Origin of the sequence: Labilibaculum sp. (assembly GCF_963664555.1) — a bacterium.
Classification (GTDB): domain Bacteria; phylum Bacteroidota; class Bacteroidia; order Bacteroidales; family Marinifilaceae; genus Labilibaculum.
The window spans coordinates 3,330,135-3,351,270 of record NZ_OY761461.1 but is presented as its reverse complement, the minus strand read 5'-3'; the positions used below and the strand labels follow the sequence as shown (position 1 = coordinate 3,351,270).

The following is a 21,136-nucleotide window of genomic DNA, read 5'->3' as shown; positions in this document are numbered from 1 at the left end:
CTTTAATTTTGATTAAACAATCTTAGTATGGAATAAATAGTGCCCTGTGAGGGTATTTTTTTTCTTTTAAAGTGTGTGCCACTAACTCGAAACCTATGGAATTGGATTTTACACCCCAATTATTGATTGTTGATGACCGTGCCGAAAACTTGGAATTACTAAAAGCCTTGTTGGGAAAGTTGCATGTTGACCTAGAGTTAATTCAATCACCAATAAAAGCTTTGCAGGATATCGAGAATAAGGAATATGCTCTTATCATTCTTGATGTTCAAATGCCACAGATGGATGGATTTTTACTTGCTCAAAAAATTCGAAGTGGTCATGTGAATAAATCAACACCAATAATTTTTTTAACAGCAATATTTTTAGATAAACAAAGTGAATCAAAGGCCTATAAATGCGGTGGTGTTGACTTTATTATGAAACCATTTGATCATGCAATCTTAATTAATAAGATCAATATCTTTTTGGAATTATATACCAATCGGAAATTGGTTGAATCACAGAATAAGAAGTTAACTTTCGCTCTTAACGAGAAGGATTTGTTAGAGGGGCGTTTACGAAATCTTGCATCCAATTACCGATCTATTCTGGAGGGGCAATCGGAGCTTATTTTGAAAATGGATAGCTTGCATAGGGTGGAATTTGCGAACAAAGCATTTACCGATTTTTTCAATTATACTTTAGATGGCATTTCTAAAGATTCTTTGGCTTCTGTTAATTTAGTTTTGAGAGAGCAATTGATTCAGGGAATTGAGAAGCTGAATGGTAAGAAAAAACTAACAACTTTTGAAGGTCAGATCATAAATTCGGTGGGAAATAACGTTTGTTTGGAATGGACTATTTATAAGGAGATCGAATTTGATGATACCCATTATTTGGCAATTGGCCGTGATGTTTCGGAACGAAAGCAATTAAAAGATTCATTAGTTAAGAAAGAGAGTGTTTTAAGGAAGATTCAAAAGAAAGCCAAAATTGGAAGTTTTGAATGGGATTCTTATTCTAAAATTATTCGTGGTTCGGATGAGTTTTTACGAATTTATGATATTTCGTCTGTAGATAAAGAAAATATTTTTGAGGAAATTAAGTTGAAAACCCATGTTGATGATAAGGAGGTAATTGAACGCATGCTCTTGAATCTGCCCGAAAAAAATCAAAAAATAGAGTTTGAACATCGATATATTTATAACAATGGAGAAATTAAACATTTCAAAATTGAGATGTACAGTGAATACCGTGAACTAGAGGATGTATTTAATCTATATGGTCTTGTTTCAGATATTTCTCAGAAAAAAACTTTGGAGTTGACATTTAAAGAGAGTCTAAGTCTTGAAAATGATGCATACAGTGACAAGGCTATTTTTGAGTTGAATGAAAAAAACCAAATCAGCTATTTGAATGATTACGCATGTAAATTTCTTGAATGTCATGAATTAAAAGACACTAAGGGTTTAGAATTCACTCAGTTTTTTAAGGATGAGGACACAAAGAAAATTAAAAAAATATTGAATTTGTCAAATTCAAAAAAAGGCTTTGTTTTTGAATTGTTGTCGATTGTTACCAAAAAACAAGCATTGAAACGAATTGTTTTGGCCGCTCATTCAACCTTGGTGAATAATAAAAAAGGTGTGCGTGGCATAATGATGGAAATAGTTACAAATGGTGAAGTTGGAAATAATTCTGTTGAGTATAAGGATATTATAACTGGTTTAAAGCGACAAGAGCAGGAATTTGAAGATAAAACGAATAAGCTAAAAGAGAAAGTTGAAAAAGAGCTCAGAATCAATGATTTTCACCGTCAGTTATTATTAAAGAAATCGGAGCTTGAATCTCTTGGCAAAATGGCAAGCTCAATGGTGAATGAGATTAATCAGCCCTTAACTGGAATTTCGATGATTATGGATAATATTCTTCTGCGCTTATCGATGAATAATATTGATGAAGGGTACATCCGGGAAAAATGTTCGCAGGTATTTACTGACATCGATCGTATCAAGAAATACTTATCACAAATCGGTATTTATAATTCCTCTCAAAAGGAAAATACCCAAGAGCTAATTGATATAAAAAGTCTCCTTAATGATTCCATAAGCCTGATTAAGAAACAATACAAAACAAAAAATGTTGAGATTTCGTTTGAAGCATGTTCCGATGATTTATACGTAACAGGTAATAAATATAAGCTTCAGAAGGTTGTTGTAGATATATTAAACAATGCTTACGAATCTATTGACTACAGACATCTATCTTCAAATACAAAGAGAAAAGTTGAATGGATTAAAATTACTGCTGAGTTAGTGAATAAAAATGTAGTAATAGCAATTAAGGATAATGGCAGTGGAATTGATCCAGATAATCTCAATTATATTTTCGAACCATTTTTTACGACCAAACCATCAGGTATTGGCTCAGGACTCGGGTTGTATATTAGTAAAGGAATAGTACAGAAAATGAATGGGCAAATTACAGTTAGCAGCAGAAAAAACGAATTTACCGAAATGAAATTGATATTGCCTTTTGAATTTGAGAATTCAAAACAAGCAATCAAATTTGAAAATAATTAATCATTAGTAAAGTCCACTTCATATGGTATCTATAAGTAATTTAAGAATATTGATTTTAGATGATGAGAAGCTGGTTCGTGATGAATTGGAAGAATTTCTAATTGATCCTAATTTTAGAATATTTAAAGCCGGAAGTCCTTCAGAAGCTTTTGATATTATGGATAAAAATGAGATTCATATAGCTATTGTTGATGTTAATTTGCCTGAAATGAATGGCTTGAATGTTTTGGAAAAAGTTAAGCACGATTTTCCAGAAATCGAAGTAATCATGATTAGTGGATACAGTGAGATGGATTCTGTTATTCATTCGATGCGTTTGGGAGCCTCAGATTTTTTCACAAAACCATTTCGCTTGCGTGACGTCGAAAGTGCGATCGAACGAACAAAAAAGTTCGTCCACCTAAAAAAAAGCTTGTCAGAAGTTAAACGAAACTATTCTATTATTTCAGAAGAGTTTTATAAGGCTATGGGATACGAAATTATCGGAGATAGTCCGCAGATGAAGAATTTAATTAACCTCATTGGAAAAGTTGCTAAAACAGAGAATACTTCGGTGCTTATAACGGGCGAAAGTGGAACGGGTAAGGAGTTGGTAGCTCGAGCCATTCATTATTTAAGCAGTAGAAAGGAGAATTATTTTTATGCAGTAAATTGCAGTGCTATTCCGGAGTCACTTTTTGAAAGTGAATTTTTCGGACACACCAAAGGAGCGTTTACCGGAGCTTCCGCATCTAAAGTAGGATGGTTTGAAGCGGCAAATAAAGGGACTCTTTTTTTGGATGAAATTGGAGACATGCAACTGAATCTTCAAACCAAATTTTTAAGGGTCTTAGAAGATCGGAAAATCATGAAAGTTGGTTCCAATATCGAAATTCCATTTGACACAAGAATCATTGCTGCCACGAATCAAAATATAGAAGGACTTCATTCCGAAAAGGGATTTCGTCTGGATTTGTACCACAGAATTAGTTCTTTTATTATCCATTTGGAGCCTTTGAGGAACAGGAAAGAAGACATTCCCTTACTCCTGGATTATTTTGTGAAATATTTTAACCGTGTAATGGGGAAAAGCATAAATGAGATTGATGGAGCTGTTATTCGACGATTACTTTCTTATGAATTTCCCGGCAACGTGAGGGAGCTGAAAAATATGGTTGAACGAGCTGTTATTATTTGTGATATGAATCGATTAAGTTTATCGCATTTCCAACTTACTCATCCAAAAGAAGAAAAACGAAAGATTAATTTTTCCTCTGATGAAAATCTGGATCTTGAATTGGTTGAGATGGATTGCATTCGTAAAGCATTGGAAAGATCTAATAATAACAAATCTAAAGCTGCCGATCTTCTAAATATTACGTGGCAATCTCTCGATAGGCGAATAAAAAAATATAAAATTGAACTTTAATATCTGATTCCTAATCAGATATTTTTTTTTCTCCAATATTGGAGGATTATACTCACGATTACCTCCTTTTTCACCTAAAGAGCATAGAATCAGGATCGCCGAAATTTTCTCTTATATCCGATTTTTATTGTATCCGATAGTGGATAAAGTATTGAGAAATGACTTGCTTGCAAGCAGATCAGGCAGTTAAGGTATTGGTTTTAGTTTTCTTAAATATTCATATCCGTAAACGGATAATGTTCCTAATAAAAATTTACAGTTTGTATTGATGTAATTATTTGATTTTCAATGTTATGTGTTTTACGGTATGCCGATTGATAAAGGAAATGTGTTGTAAACAATTATTAGTGTATGGATGTGTTAATACTGGAAGGTAACTCATTGAAAATTCTTCCTTCATCAGATGAACCTATGAATATCTTATTTGTTAAAGAAAATAGATCTCTTATTGATGAGCTGAAAGAATACATTCAGAGTTTGGATGCCAAAGCATATTTTGCTGATGATACTGCCGAAATGGAAATTATTTTAAATCAGACAACCATTGATTTGGTAATTATACCCTTAAAGGCTTTATCTGATATGGATGTGCTAAAATTCATTAATGATAATTTTAAAGAAACCAAAGTTGTTATTACGGTGGACCGCGATGAAAAATCTTCGAAGTTGGAAAACCGAAAAGCACTCTATATGAATTACGAATTGCTTCAGAAGCAACTTCGTTTATTCGATTTAAAAAAAGCTATTGGTTCCGGACTTGATTATAGTCCGAACTAATATTTTGCTCTATTCACTTTTCAACCAACCATGTAGATTGATTAAAAAATTTACAAAAAATGAATTTGAACCAAGGAAGCAAATGAAACGATCATTTGTTTCCGGTTCAAGTTTTTAAAAGAAACCTTAATCTCAATTGTTAAATTATAAAACTGAAGTTATGAAGCAGGAAGTTCAGGATGATTTAGTTAGAATTAAAGACAGACTCAGAATTCTTGATGATAAGAAGAAGAAAGTTGCCAAGATTATTGGTGTTACAGATGTGTATTTGTCTTATATTCTTAATGGAAAACGACCATTGACCACAACTGTTAAGTCAAAACTCTTTGATTACTTAGGCCTTAGTTAATTTTTTTTGACCAATGCCGTTTAACTAATATTAATAATCAGGTAATTATTCATGACTCATGGAAGGATTGCCTGATTTTTATTTAATTACAAACAGCATCTGATTAATTGATTGGATATATTTTGTAAATTGTGTGTAAGTAATAGGTAATCAATGTTTAAGCTATATTAAACAACTTCTTTGTTTTTCTTTTTTTTAATATCTGCCAAGTATGAAATCTGTATTTCGAATAGTACTTTTTCACCTCTTTTTGTCTTCAAATTTAGCATTTGGTCAGGGACAGGCTGGGATATGGTATTTTGGAGAAAATGCAGGCTTGGATTTTAATGTAAGCCCTTCTGTTGCTTTAACCGATGGTAGTTTAAATACAGAGGAAGGTTGTTCAACTGTTTGTACGTTGCAAGGAGACCTGTTATTTTATACAGATGGAGTTACAGTGTATAATAAGACCCATGCAGTAATGGCTAATGGAACAGGTTTGGATGGCAACTCTTCAGCAACCCAATCTTCAATAATTGTACAGCAGCCGGGAAGTGCGACACTCTATTATATATTTACTGTTGATGCTCATCAAAATGCTCTTCGGAATGGTTTAAATTACTCGATTGTTGATTTATCACAAAATGGTGGACTTGGTGCTGTGACAGTTAAAAATACGGTTTTGTATGGAAGTGAGGTTTGCGAAAAAGTAACCGCGGTTAAACATGCTAATGGTACTGATTTTTGGGTTCTTATGCATCCATGGGATACGCGTGATTTTTATGCCTACGAATTTACTGCAGCAGGTATTTCGACACCGGTAATTAGTACCATTGGAGTACGACACGATGGAGATAGGAGATCTGCAATTGGTTATATGAAAATGTCACCTAACGGATCGAAACTGGCTGTCGCAATTTATACTCAGGATAGAGTTGAATTATTCGATTTTAATACAGCAACAGGTAATGTTTCCAATCCAATTCAATTAAATAACTACGCAACACCATACGGAATTGAATTTTCTCCCTCGGGTGAATATTTATATGTCAGTTTATTCACCAGTGGAGATTTGTATCAGTTTAATATTTCATCGAATAATCAGGCAACGATTAATGGATCTGCTCAAGTTATTGGAAGTGGACCGTGGTTGTATGGTGCAATTCAATTGGCTCCGGATAATAGAATTTACATGGCCAAAACAAATACTGACGGAACAACCGGAAGTCTAAATTTGGATGTAATTAATAATCCGGATATTGCCGGAGCTGGGGCAAATTTTGTAGCTGATTCGAAAAATTTATCTGGAAGAAGATGTCGGTTAGGTTTGCCAAATTTTGTGACCAGTATTTTCACCCTTGAGTTTGCCTATCAGCATGACTGTCTGGGAGACAATACTGAGTTTACAATCAGTTCCGATTTGGCAAATATTTCAAGCGCAAGCTGGAATTTTGGTGATGGAACTGTATTAACTTCTAATACCAGTCCTTTCACAGTAAATCATATTTACGGAACAGCAAACATCTACAATGTTAATTTAGAGGTTAGTTTGATTTCAGGTGGAACAGATAATGTTACTCAAGCTGTGGCAATACGTTCTTTGCCAATAGTTAATGATCAATCACAGTCTGTTTGGGAAGATCTTCAAGGTACAGGAATTGCAACAGGTATAGATTTGACTTTTTTGGAAGGCGCTGTTAGTAGTCTGGCTGGAGCAACTTTCACATGGTATTCTGATGCCAGCCTAACAACTCTTGTCCCTGATGCCACTGCCGTTATGGTTAATAACGGACAACAATTTTGGGTTGAGGTGAATGATGGTTTTTGCAGCAGTATTGCTGTTGTAACTTATACGGTGAATTCTTTACCAAAAGCTTTGGACCAAAATATTACTCTTTGCGAAGATAATTACAATACGGGTATTGTTTCCAATATTGACCTAACATTTCTCGAAGCAGCAATCACAAATAATAATGGTTTCACTGTAACATGGTTCCATGATCTTGCTTTGACACAGCCAGTAATAAATTCTAATAATAGGATAGTTTCCAATGGTGAAGTTTTTTATGCTCAGGTATCAACAGGTACTGAGACAAGTATTGCCACTGTTACTTACACTATTGAGACACTTCCCGAGGGGAATGATGTTTCTATTCAAATTTGGGAAGATAGTTTTGGTTCAGGAACAGCTTCGGGTGTTGATTTAACATCCTATAATATACAGGTTGCGGGATCAAATAATATCGTATGGTATTTTGATGCAGCATTAACAAATCCAATTGTAAATACAACTAACCTTGTTGTGAATGATCAGGAAGTTTTTTACGCATATATTGACAATGGATCATGTTTAAATCGCGGAAGTATCAAGTTCACAATACGATCATCGCCAATTGCAAATAATTTAGATATAGATGTGTGCGAGGATGTGTTTGGAAGTGGGATTGCATCTAATATTGATTTGTTGTTGCTTAATAGTGCTGTAAATGGAGGAACAGCTAGTAGCGTAAATTGGTTTACAGATGCCACATTATTAACTCCTGTAGCAAACCCTTCAAATGTAAGTGTCACAAGCGGGCAGGTGTTTTATGTTCTTGTTCAAAGTGCCGGCGAGTCGAATACGGCCACAGTTGCCTACACGGTTCTTGCTTTACCAATTGCGAATAACCAAAGTATTGTTGAATTTGAAGATGTGCCCGGATCTATGATTTCTCTTGGCGTAGATTTAAGTTTTCACAATAATATGATACTTGGCGGGCAATCAAACTCAATTGATTGGTACTTAGATCTTGGTCTTACAAATTTGGTTCCTGATCCAACAAATCAAGATGTTGCAGATGGTGATGTTTTTTATGTTTTGGTTTCGAATGGAACATGTTCAAATGTTGCAACTGTTGATTTTTCAGTGGTTAACACACCAATTGCCAGAAATGTATTTCCCGTTGTATGTGAAGATGTTGTTGGAACCGGTACTGCTTTGGTTGATTTAAATTTACTTGAGAATCAAATTAATGAAGGAAATGGTGATTCATTTGCATGGTATAGTGATTGGCCAACAGAACCCAATGGATTACCCACGAATGTAATTCCTGACCCTGCAAATGTAATTGCTGCAAATGACGATCGTTTTTTTGCATCAATAAGCGATGCCTTTAATACGAATGTTGCCACCGTTACTTATACCGTTAATTCATTACCCGGTGCTGTCAATCAAACTGTTGAGGTTTGGGAAGACACTTTTGGAACAGGTTTGGCGACAGGAATAAATTTGTTAGCTTATAATTCACTGGTTTCAAGCAATTCAATATCGTGGTATGAAGATGTTTTGCATTCAATTCCTGTGTTAACTCCCGATAATGTAAGTGTAACAACAGGAGACAATTATTATGCCTTAGTGGATGACGGTACTTGCCAAAACTCTGCAATTATAACATTTACTGTTCGAAATTTACCTGAAGCAAATAATTTGCAGGTTGAGTTATGTGAAGATGTTGCGGGAAGTGGTTTACTGACATCCTATGATCTGTCTCAATTAGAGCCTGCAGTAAACAATGATCCGGGAACAGTTAAAGAATGGTTTTTTGATTTAGCCTTGAGTTTGCCAGTTCCAAATCCTATGAACACAGCCATTTCCAATGGAGACAGTTTTTTTGTTCGTGTAAGTTTTGGTGTGGAGAGTAATGTTGGAAGAATTGATTTTGCAATCAATGCCTTGCCTGAAGCTCAAAACCATCAAGTCTCCTTATGTGAAGATGTTTTCAATTCCAGGCAAGTGAGAGGAGAAAATTTGAATGATTACTATTCTGATATTACAACATCAGCAACCAGTACAATTATTTGGTATTCTGAAGCAACTTATTCCAATCCTGTTTTAAATACTCAAAATGTTCTGATCTCAGACGGAGATGTATATTACGCAAGAGTTTGGAATGGTGTCTGCGAGAATTTTGCAGAACTATCATTTGCTATTTTAGCCTTGCCTCAAACCACAAATGTTAACGAGGTAGTTTGTGAAGAGAGTTTTGGATCTTCCTCATTGTCTGGAATAAACCTTACCAATTACAATTTGCAGGTAAGTAACGATCCTGCTGCAAATGTGCAATGGTTCGAAGATGACCAATTGAATATTCCTGTAGTAAATCCTGCGGATGTAACGATCTTTAATCAAAGTTCATATTATGCCCTTGCCACTAATGCGAGTTCATGCGATAATACTGGAAGATTAAATTTCATAGTTAACCCATTGCCGGAAGCAAATGATCTAAGTATAGAATTGTGTGAGGATTTTTTGGGAACAGGAGAGGTTGTGAATTATGATCTGACTGCGCTTAATAATCAGGTAACATCAAATATATCTGTTACGGTAAGTTGGTATGAAGATGTTGATTTACTTCTTCCTGTTTTAAATCCACTTAAACTAACAATTCGTTCCAATGAAAGTTATTTTGCTAAAATAGAAAATGGATGCGCTAATTCCTCGGTGATTGATTTTACTGTTCATGATAAGCCATTTTTTGATTTAGGAATGGATACAACAATATTTTACACCGAATCAAAAATATTATCACCCTCAATAGATGTGAGGTTCTTACCAGGCAATTATTTATGGCAGGATGGCACTACGGCCTCAACTTATACGGTAACTGAAGAAGGAAAGTACTTTCTGGAATATACAGACATGCATGGCTGCAGAGGGATGGATTCCATCATGGTTTATGTTGATCGGTATCGAATATTTGTTCCTAATGCTTTCACACCTGACGGAAATGGTGTCAATGATACTTTTGGTCCGTTAATTACAGGTGATATTGCTGGTGAAGATATTGAGATGTTTATATACAATCGTTGGGGGGAGCTGATTTATACATTTACTGATTTGGGGCAGGGTTGGGATGGTACCTATAAAGGGAAGAAAGCAAATACAGGAGTATATGTTTGGATCTTGATTGTTAATGGGAAAGTTCGTCAGGATGGAAATGTTTCTTTAATTAGATAAAATGGTAAAATGGAGGTTTATTTATATCGTTTGTTGTTTGTTTTTGACTTCATTGGTCAAGGCTCAGGACGTTGAGTTCTCTCAGTTTTACGCAAACCGGCTTTATCTTAATCCTGCCTTTGCAGGATCAGAGTATGTTCCAACTTTAGGAATGTCATATCGGAATCAATGGCCTCAGAATAATCGCCCTTTTGTTACTTATAGTGCTTCCTATGATCAATTTGTTGATTTGATGAATGGAGGACTGGGAATATTAATTCTTCAGGATAATCAGGGACAAGGAGCAATTAAAACAACCACAGCTTCCGGAATGTATTCATACTCCTTGGATATTAATCGAAATCTATCAATGAATGTTGGATTCAAGGCTGGTTATATTCAACGGAAATTGGATTGGAGTTCATTTGTGTTTTCAGATATGATAGATCCATTGTATGGAGTGATTTATCCTTCCAGAGAAGTTCAGCCAAGCAATTTGAGCAAATCGTACTGGGATTTTTCCATGGGCATCATCGTGAATTACAAAAGTATTTATTTTGGAGGTGTAATTGATCATCTATCAGAACCTAATGAAGCTTTTAATTCAGAACAAAATGCAGCGGTTTTACCTCGTAAATATACAGTACATGCAGGAGCAAATATTTCGATGGGATATTCTCGTGGTTTAATGAAGAGCAATTATACAATTTCGCCAAATATATTGTATCAACGGCAATTGAATTTTGAGCAAATAAATTACGGGATGTATTTATCCAGAAATAACTGGGTTGTTGGTGCTTGGTTTCGTCATAATCTTTCCTTCGATTTTGATGCATTCATTTTTTTGATTGGTTACCAAACTGATAAAATTAGAATTGGTTATTCCTATGATTATGTGGTGTCTAATTTGGTGAAAACAAATTCAGGAGCTCACGAGATATCACTTAGCTATTTATTGGGAAAGGCAAAATCTTCTTGTTCGGGAACTCATTTTTTAAGAAAGAAAAGAAGAATACGTGCTATTCGATGTCCTAAATTTTAAGATGAATGAATGGAATATTGTTAACAATCAGGTTGTTGGAGTTTAATTATTCTTAACTGGTTAACAAAAGTTAAGATTCCTTAAGAGTAGTCTATTGAATTTGGTATTGTTATGATATTAAATTTAGAAATGATATATTTATGTTGTAATGATCATTGATTTTATTGAAATTCAAATGAGATATTTTTATAGGGTTTTACTATTAATTTTTCTTTTTATGTTTTTTGTTCCTCTCACGGAAACGAAGGGGCAGGAAACAGAAGATGTGAGTGACTCAATAAAAACATTAAAAATACTTCAACAAACACTTGATGATATTGTCGAAAAAAATACGGTCTATGAAAATGTAGGTTCTGAAATGGAAGTTGATGGTTTGGTTATGGATGAAACAATTACCAAAGTAGGGCGTGATTTCTATGATATGTTTTTTTCCGTTTGGATCGCGCCTCAAAAAGCGAAAAATTTCACCATCACGATTAAAGAAATGGTTTTACCAGGCCTGGCAACTCAGATTATTGTTTTGGTAAATGATAATGAAGTATTTAAACAAAGAGTGCAGCCACGCTATGAAGTGTTGGAACAAATGTCCCAATATGCCAATCAAATGGCGATGCAATTTTTAAATAATTACGAAAAAATGAATGCCCAACTTGAGGATGAAGATCAACAGGGAACGGGAATGTTTTGAACTTTAAACTGTGAACCATGAATATTATAAAAATAGTATTTGTTTTGTCTTTTCTGAGTTTGTTATTCTCAACAGAATCTATGGCTCAGGATTTTGTGTATAAACCAATAAATTCATCTTTTGGGGGTGATCAGTACAATTACAATTGGTTATTGAATTCTGCTACCCAGCAAAATAGAATTGAAGATCCAAATGCGGATAGTGCATTAAATAATGATCCGTTGGATGATTTTCAGGATAATCTGAACCGACAAATTTTGAATCAATTATCAAGTAAATTGGTTAACTCTATTTTTGGCGATAACAATCAACTTGAAACCGGTTCGTATAATCTTGGAAATTACAAGGTGGATATTTCCGAAGATGCCAGTGGTGTTACTGTGAATGTAAGTGATATCACAAACGGAAATTTTACAAATATTGTTATTCCCAGTTATTAATAAATAATTACCCGCTAATTCCCTATATATGTTTAAATGTATACGCCACTACTATAGTATTTTAATTTTACTGCCTCTCATCAATGGATGTGTTCCATATTTTAATCAGCCTTTAAGTGAACAAAGAGCAGAAATTGGAGCCGAAACGCCAGCAAGGAAAAGTTTGGTTGGCTTACCTGAGCCAAAAGAAAAGATGGTTGCTGCAGTGTATAAATTTCGCGATCAGACCGGGCAATACAAACCTTCAGATAATGGAGCCAATTGGTCGACTGCGGTTACTCAGGGAACCACATCAATACTCTTAAAAGCAATTGAAGAATCGGGTTGGTTTATTCCTATTGAAAGAGAAGGTTTATCTAATTTATTGAATGAAAGGAAAATTATACGATCAAGCCGTGCAAATTATGCCGGTCAGAATGAAAGTTCTCAATTATTGCCACCTCTTTTGTTTGCCGGGTTGGTATTGGAAGGTGGTGTTATTAGTTACGATGCCAATGTTCTGACTGGTGGTGCTGGATTAAAGTATTTTGGTGCTGGTGCTTCTGGTCAATATCGGCAAGATAGGGTAACAGTTTATCTTCGGGCTATTTCTACAAGTAATGGTCGAATTCTAAAGACTGTGTATACTTCAAAAATGATTCTTTCTCAAAAATTGGATGCTAGTATTTTTCGATATGTTAAGTTCAAACGTCTGCTTGAGGCTGAGGTTGGTTTCACCTATAATGAACCATCTGAAATGGCTGTGAAAGAAGCAATAGAGAAAGCTGTAGAGTCATTAATTATTGAAGGAGTAATTGAAGGTCTTTGGGATTTGAAGAATCCGGAAGATGTTAATTCAGATGTAATAACAAAATATGTTGAAGGGAAAGAGGATAATCAGGGAGCTGATTTCTTTGATCAGTTAGTTACCCCACGTCGCCGTAAATTTGGTTTAGGTTTTAATGGCGGATCATGGTTGTATATGGGAGATTATAAGCACACAGAGATGGAAGCAATGGCTGGTGTGTCTTTATTGTACGATACTCAAACAGCATTGCAGTTTGGACTTAATTTTAGCCGGGGAGATCTTGCAACAACAAATTATTTTCAAAGAACTTATAATTCTCTGGATATAACGGCTAAATATCGTTTATTACCTTATAAAGATTGGACTCCGTATATTGAAGGTGGCTTGGGTGTTTTTTCGGAACATGAAAAATCTATCTATACTATAGATCTTTCAAATTCCATATATACTCAGGCATTATATGGAGTTGGGGTGGAATTTTTATTTAATGATCGTATTGGCTTGAATTTGTCTGTATTGAATCATTATATATTCAATGACAATATAGATGGATTGAAACAAGGAAATTTTAATGATTATTTTTGGGAAGGGAAAATCGGCTTGAATTTCTATTTTGATAAGATTTGGGATAGAAATAAGAAGAAAAAAAACAGAAAAGAAAAAATACAAAAAAAAGTAGAAAGTCAGTCTACATCTACTGAATAAAATAGTAACAAGTTGTTAACGGGGCCGGATATTTATCCGGCCCTTTTTTTGTTTGAGTTATTCTCGTCCAATTGCATGTAAATATATTGCAATCAACAATTTACATCATTAAGTTTAATTTTCATTAACCTTTTATGTTGAATTTAAAACTTTGATTCATATTCATCAATTTCTTGGTTATATTCATCATATTATTTTGATGTTTGATGTAATCTAATATTATAAATTCAATAGATCTATTTACTTTTAATTAGAATTTAAAAACATAAAACATAAATTATCAAGTAAAAATCAATCAACAACCAAATTAGTAAAACTTTTAAATCAGGGTGACCTGATCTATTCACTTTAAACCTTAAAAAATTTACAAACCATGAAAAAGATTTTATTCATCTTTTTAGCAGTACTATGTACTGGGGTAGTTTCGTTTGCCCAAATCAACCAATCCAGCGTTAACCAAGTTGGTAATGACAATTTGTCTGCAGTAGAACAAGTAGGTGTTCTGAATATCAATGACATTTATCAAAATGGGACCGATAATATCGCTGACGTTAAGCAATACGGATTTCTAAACATGTCATTTCTAGATCAGTATGGTGTAGGGAATGAGTATTATGCAACTCAGTCTGTGACTAATTTTTCAAGAGCTTTACAAGTTGGAAGTTATAATCTTGCAGAGGTTGATCAGTTAGGATTTAATGCATCTTATATTTCTCAATTTTGGGGAAGTTACAATAAGGCAGACGTAGATCAATTTGGATTTCTTAATATGTCTGTTATCAGTCAATTTTTAAGTTATCATGAAACTGCAGATGTGTTCCAGTTTGGATTTTTAAATTCGGCTAATGTAATGCAAACAGGTGGTCGGTATGATGAGGCAACCATAAGTCAATGGGGTGTTTTAAATAATGCAAACATTTATCAAACACTAACAACTAGAAATTCAGCACTTGTATCCCAACGAGGATTTGCTAACTATGGTCTGGTTAATCAATTTATGGGACGTCGTAATAATGCTGAAGTTTCTCAGAATGGATCTATGAATTACGCATTTGTTGATCAGTTTTTTGGAGCAGGGAATAGTTCAGTTGTTATGCAAAAAGGTAAAAATAACCTTGTATGGACAAAACAAGTAGGTGGTATTTTTAATAAAATTGATGTGGATCAGGAAGGCAAATTCAATGAGGCATATGCTTTTCAGAATGGAGGATTTTTTAATAAATCTGCAGTTATGCAAAAGGGGAAAAATAATGTTGCAGTAACTGAGCAAGATGGTGGTTTTGCCAACTTTGCAGCCATTAATCAAAGAGGACGTGGAAATGAAGCTTCTGTTGCACAGCTTGATGGAGCTTTTAATCGTAGTCTGATTTCTCAACAAGGAAGAAGAAATACTGCTGAAATACTTCAGGATGGTGGAATCTTTAATAACGCTGTTGTAACACAAAGAGGCAAGATGAATGAAGCTTCTGTATACCAATTACGTGGTTGGTCTAATGCAGCTGATGTTGAGCAGTATGGCAAAGGAAATGATGCCAAAATAACTCAGGTTGACGGGGCGTTTAACAATGCATATATTGGACAAGATGGTAAATTTAATGAGGCTGAAATTCTTCAGGTAGAAAATTTTGGCAGTTATGCAGGTGTTGCACAAATAGGCGACGAAAACTATGCATATATTGAACAATTTGCAACAGGTAATACTTTTGCAGGTATCATTCAGGTTGGTAATGGTAATGCAGCAGGAATTGGTCAATATGAAGTGGATAATAGTTTCGCTTTAATTCAGCAATATGGTGATGACAACGCAGCTGTTTCTATTCAGGCGTTTGGAGAAAATAATGTAGCATTTACAACTCAGGTTGGTGCTGAAAATGTATCTTATACACAACAAGTAGGAAGTAACAATTTCGTAAGTGTTTACCAAAATGGTTATGGTCACTCTTCGTTTGTTTCTCAATATGGAAATGGAAATTCAGCCACTGTTAGTCAGTACAATGGGTTCTAATTAGTAATCAGAATATCTGATTGAATTATAATATTTAAGACCGTCAAATTTGGATTTTTATTCGATTTTGACGGTTTTTTAATTTCCTGTATTTAAGACACCTTAAACTTTTGTTTAAGTTTTCTTATTCTTTTTTAGAATGAATAAATATTAGCATAAAAGAGACTTGGTTTAATCACTGAATCAGTGACGTTTGTGTAAAAACATGAGTGGTTGGAAAGGCTTTTGCTTAATTTAGATAAAAAGATCGAAGGATGCTATAAGTGCATTATTAGATCAGTCAGAGCTCTTAAACCTTTAAAATTGATTTTTAAAATTAATTCACTTTAAACCTTTAAAAAATTCAACCATGAAAAAATTTTTATTTTTATTTGTAGCTGTTGTTTTTGCAGTATCTTCTGCATTTGCACAGGTAAACAATTCGAATGTCAACCAAACAGGTTGGCTGAACACTGCTGGTGTAACTCAGGTGGGCTGGTTTAATAGCAGTGATGTTGATCAGCTTGGAATGTGGAATGGTGCAACTGTTGATCAAACAGGTTTTGCTAATTACTCAAGCATCGATCAATTTCTTGTTGGCAACACTGCTGATGTAACTCAGGATGGTGCTTTTAATGGTTCTTACGTTGATCAGGTAGGCTTTTTTAATTCTGCTGTTGTTGATCAAATGGGACTTGGTAACATGTCAGGAATTATGCAGATGGGAATGTTTAATTCTGTTGCTGTAAGTCAGTATGGTCTTTTCAATATGTCTAATGTTTTGCAGTATGGATTTTTAAATTCGGCAGGTGTAACTCAATTAGGATTAGCAAACTATTCTTCTGTTTTGCAAGGGAATCATGCAAATACTGCAAGTGTGCTTCAGTGGGGTGCATTTAATAACAGTGATGTATATCAAATGGGTGCTCACAGTAGCGCTATGGTAAGTCAATTTGGCATGTATAATTCTGCATCTATTTCTCAAATGTACACTTATATGTCAACTGCAGAAATTCTACAAGTAGGTAGAGCAAATAGAGCAAGTACAATGCAAAGAGGTGGACATCACAACCATGCATACATTAACCAGTGGGGATATCGTAATTTAGCAAGCACAACTCAGTTAGGAGGAAGTTTTAATAATGCTTCTATCACTCAGTTAAGAGCATTCAATAGAGCCACAACTACACAAATTGGTGGTTATTCTAATAGTGCAACTATTCATCAAAATGGTTATTTTAACAGAGCTTCAACTTTCCAAAGAGGTGGAGTGGATAATGATGCTTCTATAGATCAAAACGGTTGGGCTAATGGCGCAAGAACTGTTCAGATTGGTGGAGATCATAATGATGCTAAAACAACTCAAATTGGTTCCCGGAACTGGGCATTTGTTGAGCAAATTGGTGAGTCAAAAGGTAAAGTAAATGTAATGCAGGATGGTTATAGAAACTTTGCGGATGTAACTCAAAAGTTTGGTACAGGTGATAGAGCAAGAGTTAACCAAAAAGGATCATTCCAAACAGCTTATGTATCACAACTTTATGGAACCAGAAATAAAGCAAAAGTTGTTCAGAGAGATCATGGTAACACAGCAATCGTTGATCAAATTTGGGGAGTGAAGAATAGTGCCGATGTATTTCAGAAAGGCGAGCATAACTTCGCATTTGTTGGCCAATTTGGTGGATCAGATTCTGATGCTGCAGTTGAGCAAAGAGGTGATAACAACCGCGGTTGGGTATTCCAGTTCGATCAAGAAGAAAGTTTAGCTGACATCTTGCAGGATGGTGACGGTAACGTTGCTGTGATTGGTCAAATTGATGGAGCTAGAAACCAAGCTTTCATTATTCAAACAGGTGATGATAATACAGCTTTAACTTACCAGTTTGGTGACGACAACTACTCATTCCTTGAGCAAGTTGGTAACGATCATTTCGGTTTGGTTATTCAGGATGGTAACGACAACTTCGCTGTAACTCAGCAAGGAAATGCAGGAACTATCTTTGTAACTCCATAATTACAAAATATTTAAAAGAAAAAATTCCCGCTTCGGCGGGATTTTTTTCCTCTAAAAGTTTTCACAAACCTTTCTATGTCAGTAATTATTCGAAAATATTTATGGTTTGCTCTGTTCGTATTTGGCTTCGGTAATCTAGTAGGACAAAATTATAATGTTGAAGATCAGATTCTAAATGAGTTAAATTACGGTGCTGTTGATGCCATTCATGCTGAAACAAAAGTTTTGGCTATCCAATCAGGAAATGAAAACGAATTGATACTTCATCAATTTAGTCAGGAACAGTTGGCCATTATTCAGCAAGTAGGAATGGAGAACTTGATTAAGGCAATACAAAAAGGAGATTCTAATCTCTTGGAACTTTTACAATCAGGTGATAGAAACTTTATTGAATCCTTACTTCAAGGGAAAAACATTTCCACTAGCGTTCATCAATATGGTGATAACAATTCATTGCAACAAGAAGTTATTGGGAATAATAAGAGCTTTGAAATTACTCAAGCTGGTAATGACAACCAATTAGAGATTGATTCTGGATTGGCAAATAACGGAATGATTGTAACTCAGGTTGGAACTGGTATGAATGTAATAATAAAAAGTGGTTTGTGAATACAGAGCAGGTTTAATTTGACGGGATGTCCTTTTACGGGCATCCCTTTTTTTTTAAGATAATTTAGAGAATAGGTACTTTTTTTTGAAGTTATTATAGTAATTTAACGAACTGCATATTGGTTCGTTTCTAAATATTAAATAAATTTAGAAATGCAATATCAAAGTTAGTTAGGAATGCACGCAAAACTTGTTGTTTTAGTTGTTATGTGCTTTACTTTAAATGCCGTAGGAGGGATGGGGCAGTTGCCGGTTGAAGCATCAATTGTGATAGAAAGTGAGGTTCAAAATCACTTACTTAAGGCAAATGTTAAAAATATTGGAAGTAATGCTTTAACATTAAGATATATTTTTGTGGTGACAAAAAATGGGGTTGCAGGAACTTCCAAAACTACCCAGAAAGGAACCTTTACTGTTTTGGAGAAGAACATTTCTTCACTTTCTGAATCAAGAATAAATCTTAGAAAAGGTGATAAGTTAATGGCTAAATTGTTAATTTATCAGGATAACATGATTGTTGCTCAAGATTCGGTTGTTTTCCACGGAGATAATTATTAATTTAAAAAAAATAAAATTGACAATATATATGAGACAATTCTACCTACTCTTCAGATCTTTTAGCCTATTATTTCTGTCTGCAATTATATTTTCCTGTAATGAAAATACTGTTGATCCGGAATTATTCGGTTCAATAAGTGGTACTGTTAAAACTTCCGAGGAGGCAGGAAGTTTGCCAATGGAAGGAGTCAGTATTACAACAAATCCAGGAACTACATCTGTAACAACTAATTCAGATGGGTATTTCAATCTGAAAGAAGTTAAAGTTGGAGATGTAACTGTCAATGCTAAAAAAGAAGGTTATACTGCCGTAAGTACACCGGTTAAGGTTCAGGAAGGAAAAGAATTGGTTATGCAGGTAGTTATGGGAATTGCTCCCCTTGATTCAAAAATTCCTGATGATATAACATATGTTTCACCATTGGATATACAGGATGATGAAACTAAACTTCCAAACAAAGTAAATCTAGTTTGGAGGAATGGGGAAACGGAAAAGGGTGATACTTTACGTTTTGATGTGATTTTATATGAAGGTGCAGATGATGCGGAAGGAACAAAAGTTGTGTCGAATATTTTAGATACAACTTACATGGTAAAAAACTTAAAGTTTGAAACAACTTACCTTTGGAAAGTTGTGGCCAGAAATAAACAATTGGATGAAGTTGAAGGGAAGAAATGGCGATTTACAATAGAAGATTATCCTAATAATGGGTATTTGTTTGTTAAAGATACTCTTGGAAGTAGGGATATTTACTCGTGGGATTTAGCAGAAAATCATCTGGTTCGGTTAACTAAGGATGGAGGCAGTGAAGTTTCTCCTAGAATTTCGCCAAATGAAGAATTAATTGCATATTCTTCGAATAAGTCCGGCGAATATCATATTTATACGATGGATACTAAAGGAAAGAATGTTGTAAAGGTAACAAATGACAAGCCTTTGGTAAGTTATAATAATAGTGGAACTGGTTTTGTTTGGTCTCCTGAGGGGGATCAGATTCTTTATGGCCATTATGGCGATCTTTATACTATAAATTATAATGGAACCGGAGAAAATAAAATTGCGAATGCTCCTGTAAATCGTCAGTTTAAATCTTGTGACTGGAGTGATCACTTTAATAATTCGTCACAGGAAAAAATTGCTGTTCTAACACAAGGAGAGAAACCATATGATAATGAAATTTATTTAATGGATTCTGATGGCGCGAATTTATTTTTACTGGTTGCGAATTTAGAAGGAACGATTTCCAGCCCGCACTTTTCACCTGATGGAACAAAGGTGATTTTTTCTTTGGATTCTTTATTTCAGGACGATGATGGCAGACAGCTAAACGCGAAAATTTATAGTGTGAATGTTGATGGAACAAATATTGTAAATTTATCTGGTGATGATAAACCAGCTGGAACAAATGATCTTCAGGCTAGATATACCGAAACAGGTGGTAAAATTGTTTTTATGAATGTAGCCAATGATAATGAAGGAGAGAAGAGTATTTGGATCATGGATCCTGATGGAAGTAACCGGGAAAAGATTATCTCTAATGGAGAGATGCCTGATTTGTACAATCCTTAGAGTATTAAAACTTTAGAATATAGTTTTAATCTTAAAAAGATACCAACATAAAAAAAGCTTTCCAATTTTGGAAAGCTTTTATATTTTTTTGAAAGAGGTAATTAGAATCTTCTTTCTTTGATTCTGGCTTTTTTACCTGTAAGTGCACGTAGATAGAAAATTCTTGCTCTTCTAACACGACCTCTTTTGTTCACTTCAATTTTATCAATGAATGGAGAACAAAGTGGAATGATTCTTTCAACACCTACGTTACCAGACATTTTTCTGATTGTAAAAGTTTTAGTTGTGCCAGTACCTTTAATCTGAATAACAACACCTCTAAAAATCTGGATTCTTTCTTTGTTTCCCTCTTTAATTTTGTAAGAAACACTAATAGTATCCCCAGCTTTGAATTCAGGATTTTGAACACCTGTAGCGAAAGCTTCTTCTGCAATTTTAATTAAATCCATTGTCTTAATTTGTTAAAGTTCACGAGCGCAATGTAAACATATTCATCTGTTACCATGTCAGAGATTACGCACGAATTCGACGCGAAATTAATAAAAAAATCTATAAATACATCCTAATGAAGTTATTTTTTCTTTATGATTCTTAATTCATAAAAATAATCGGATATCTGATGGATGTGCTTAGTTATAAAAAGGTTTAAATAAATAAGGAACAAAAAAAAGGAACTCAAAAGGTTCC

The 21,136-nt window shown here is 34.4% G+C and carries 15 protein-coding genes; 14 read left to right on the top strand and 1 reads right to left on the bottom strand.

Annotated features, from left to right (window positions below):
• The first annotated feature begins 95 nt into the window (after positions 1 to 95).
• The 14 genes from ACKU4N_RS13310 to ACKU4N_RS13245 all read left to right on the top strand — a co-directional run bounded on the left by ACKU4N_RS13310 (position 96) and on the right by ACKU4N_RS13245 (position 20,449).
• Positions 96 to 2,564, top strand: a complete 2,469-nt coding sequence (locus ACKU4N_RS13310; protein ID WP_321316980.1) for a response regulator — start codon at positions 96 to 98, stop codon at positions 2,562 to 2,564.
• Positions 2,565 to 2,586: 22 nt separating this feature from the next.
• Positions 2,587 to 3,972, top strand: a complete 1,386-nt coding sequence (locus ACKU4N_RS13305; RefSeq protein ID WP_321316978.1) for a sigma-54-dependent transcriptional regulator — start codon at positions 2,587 to 2,589, stop codon at positions 3,970 to 3,972.
• A 351-nt stretch (positions 3,973 to 4,323) separates the two neighbouring features.
• Positions 4,324 to 4,749 (top strand): hypothetical protein, encoded by a 426-nt coding sequence (locus tag ACKU4N_RS13300; RefSeq protein ID WP_321316976.1) that lies wholly within the window; start codon positions 4,324 to 4,326, stop codon positions 4,747 to 4,749.
• A gap of 160 nt (positions 4,750 to 4,909) precedes the next feature.
• The gene (locus tag ACKU4N_RS13295; RefSeq protein WP_101308296.1) at positions 4,910 to 5,098 is read left to right on the top strand and encodes a helix-turn-helix domain-containing protein; all 189 of its coding nucleotides are present in this window, start codon (positions 4,910 to 4,912) and stop codon (positions 5,096 to 5,098) included.
• Positions 5,099 to 5,309: 211 nt separating this feature from the next.
• Positions 5,310 to 10,073: a T9SS type B sorting domain-containing protein gene (locus ACKU4N_RS13290; protein ID WP_321316973.1), complete on the top strand. Its 4,764-nt coding sequence runs from the start codon at positions 5,310 to 5,312 to the stop codon at positions 10,071 to 10,073.
• A gap of 1 nt (position 10,074) precedes the next feature.
• The gene (locus tag ACKU4N_RS13285; RefSeq protein WP_321316970.1) at positions 10,075 to 11,094 is read left to right on the top strand and encodes a PorP/SprF family type IX secretion system membrane protein; all 1,020 of its coding nucleotides are present in this window, start codon (positions 10,075 to 10,077) and stop codon (positions 11,092 to 11,094) included.
• A 148-nt stretch (positions 11,095 to 11,242) separates the two neighbouring features.
• On the top strand, positions 11,243 to 11,782 hold the full coding sequence (locus ACKU4N_RS13280) for a CsgE family curli-type amyloid fiber assembly protein (RefSeq protein ID WP_321316968.1): 540 nt from the start codon (positions 11,243 to 11,245) through the stop codon (positions 11,780 to 11,782).
• 17 nt (positions 11,783 to 11,799) lie between these two features.
• Positions 11,800 to 12,222, top strand: a complete 423-nt coding sequence (locus ACKU4N_RS13275; protein ID WP_321316966.1) for a curli production assembly/transport component CsgF — start codon at positions 11,800 to 11,802, stop codon at positions 12,220 to 12,222.
• 28 nt (positions 12,223 to 12,250) lie between these two features.
• Complete coding sequence (locus ACKU4N_RS13270) at positions 12,251 to 13,714, top strand: CsgG/HfaB family protein (protein WP_321316964.1); 1,464 nt, start codon at positions 12,251 to 12,253, stop codon at positions 13,712 to 13,714.
• 373 nt (positions 13,715 to 14,087) lie between these two features.
• Positions 14,088 to 15,719 carry a hypothetical protein gene (locus tag ACKU4N_RS13265; protein ID WP_321316962.1) on the top strand — a complete coding sequence of 544 codons (1,632 nt, stop codon included), beginning with the start codon at positions 14,088 to 14,090 and terminating at the stop codon, positions 15,717 to 15,719.
• A 349-nt stretch (positions 15,720 to 16,068) separates the two neighbouring features.
• Positions 16,069 to 17,712 (top strand): hypothetical protein, encoded by a 1,644-nt coding sequence (locus ACKU4N_RS13260; RefSeq protein WP_321316960.1) that lies wholly within the window; start codon positions 16,069 to 16,071, stop codon positions 17,710 to 17,712.
• A gap of 75 nt (positions 17,713 to 17,787) precedes the next feature.
• The gene (locus ACKU4N_RS13255) at positions 17,788 to 18,321 is read left to right on the top strand and encodes a hypothetical protein (protein ID WP_321316957.1); all 534 of its coding nucleotides are present in this window, start codon (positions 17,788 to 17,790) and stop codon (positions 18,319 to 18,321) included.
• 177 nt (positions 18,322 to 18,498) lie between these two features.
• Positions 18,499 to 18,879 carry a curli-like amyloid fiber formation chaperone CsgH gene (gene csgH, locus ACKU4N_RS13250; protein WP_321316955.1) on the top strand — a complete coding sequence of 127 codons (381 nt, stop codon included), beginning with the start codon at positions 18,499 to 18,501 and terminating at the stop codon, positions 18,877 to 18,879.
• A 28-nt stretch (positions 18,880 to 18,907) separates the two neighbouring features.
• Complete coding sequence (locus ACKU4N_RS13245; protein WP_321316953.1) at positions 18,908 to 20,449, top strand: carboxypeptidase regulatory-like domain-containing protein; 1,542 nt, start codon at positions 18,908 to 18,910, stop codon at positions 20,447 to 20,449.
• 101 nt (positions 20,450 to 20,550) lie between these two features.
• Here the strand turns inward: ACKU4N_RS13245 and rplS are convergent, their stop codons facing one another.
• Positions 20,551 to 20,898: a 50S ribosomal protein L19 gene (gene rplS, locus ACKU4N_RS13240; protein ID WP_289528448.1), complete on the bottom strand. Its 348-nt coding sequence runs from the start codon at positions 20,896 to 20,898 to the stop codon at positions 20,551 to 20,553.
• Positions 20,899 to 21,136: the final 238 nt, after the last annotated feature.

Coding starts and splice junctions, on each gene's coding strand:
- ACKU4N_RS13275 (WP_321316966.1), top strand. CDS start 11,800: ATGAATATTATAAAAATAGTATTTGTTTTGTCTTTTCTGAGTTTGTTA.
- ACKU4N_RS13285 (WP_321316970.1), top strand. CDS start 10,075: ATGGTAAAATGGAGGTTTATTTATATCGTTTGTTGTTTGTTTTTGACT.
- ACKU4N_RS13310 (WP_321316980.1), top strand. CDS start 96: ATGGAATTGGATTTTACACCCCAATTATTGATTGTTGATGACCGTGCC.
- ACKU4N_RS13300 (WP_321316976.1), top strand. CDS start 4,324: ATGGATGTGTTAATACTGGAAGGTAACTCATTGAAAATTCTTCCTTCA.
- ACKU4N_RS13255 (WP_321316957.1), top strand. CDS start 17,788: ATGTCAGTAATTATTCGAAAATATTTATGGTTTGCTCTGTTCGTATTT.
- csgH (WP_321316955.1), top strand. CDS start 18,499: ATGCACGCAAAACTTGTTGTTTTAGTTGTTATGTGCTTTACTTTAAAT.
- ACKU4N_RS13290 (WP_321316973.1), top strand. CDS start 5,310: ATGAAATCTGTATTTCGAATAGTACTTTTTCACCTCTTTTTGTCTTCA.
- rplS (WP_289528448.1), bottom strand. CDS start 20,898: ATGGATTTAATTAAAATTGCAGAAGAAGCTTTCGCTACAGGTGTTCAA.
- ACKU4N_RS13270 (WP_321316964.1), top strand. CDS start 12,251: ATGTTTAAATGTATACGCCACTACTATAGTATTTTAATTTTACTGCCT.
- ACKU4N_RS13265 (WP_321316962.1), top strand. CDS start 14,088: ATGAAAAAGATTTTATTCATCTTTTTAGCAGTACTATGTACTGGGGTA.
- ACKU4N_RS13305 (WP_321316978.1), top strand. CDS start 2,587: ATGGTATCTATAAGTAATTTAAGAATATTGATTTTAGATGATGAGAAG.
- ACKU4N_RS13280 (WP_321316968.1), top strand. CDS start 11,243: ATGATCATTGATTTTATTGAAATTCAAATGAGATATTTTTATAGGGTT.
- ACKU4N_RS13245 (WP_321316953.1), top strand. CDS start 18,908: ATGAGACAATTCTACCTACTCTTCAGATCTTTTAGCCTATTATTTCTG.
- ACKU4N_RS13260 (WP_321316960.1), top strand. CDS start 16,069: ATGAAAAAATTTTTATTTTTATTTGTAGCTGTTGTTTTTGCAGTATCT.
- ACKU4N_RS13295 (WP_101308296.1), top strand. CDS start 4,910: ATGAAGCAGGAAGTTCAGGATGATTTAGTTAGAATTAAAGACAGACTC.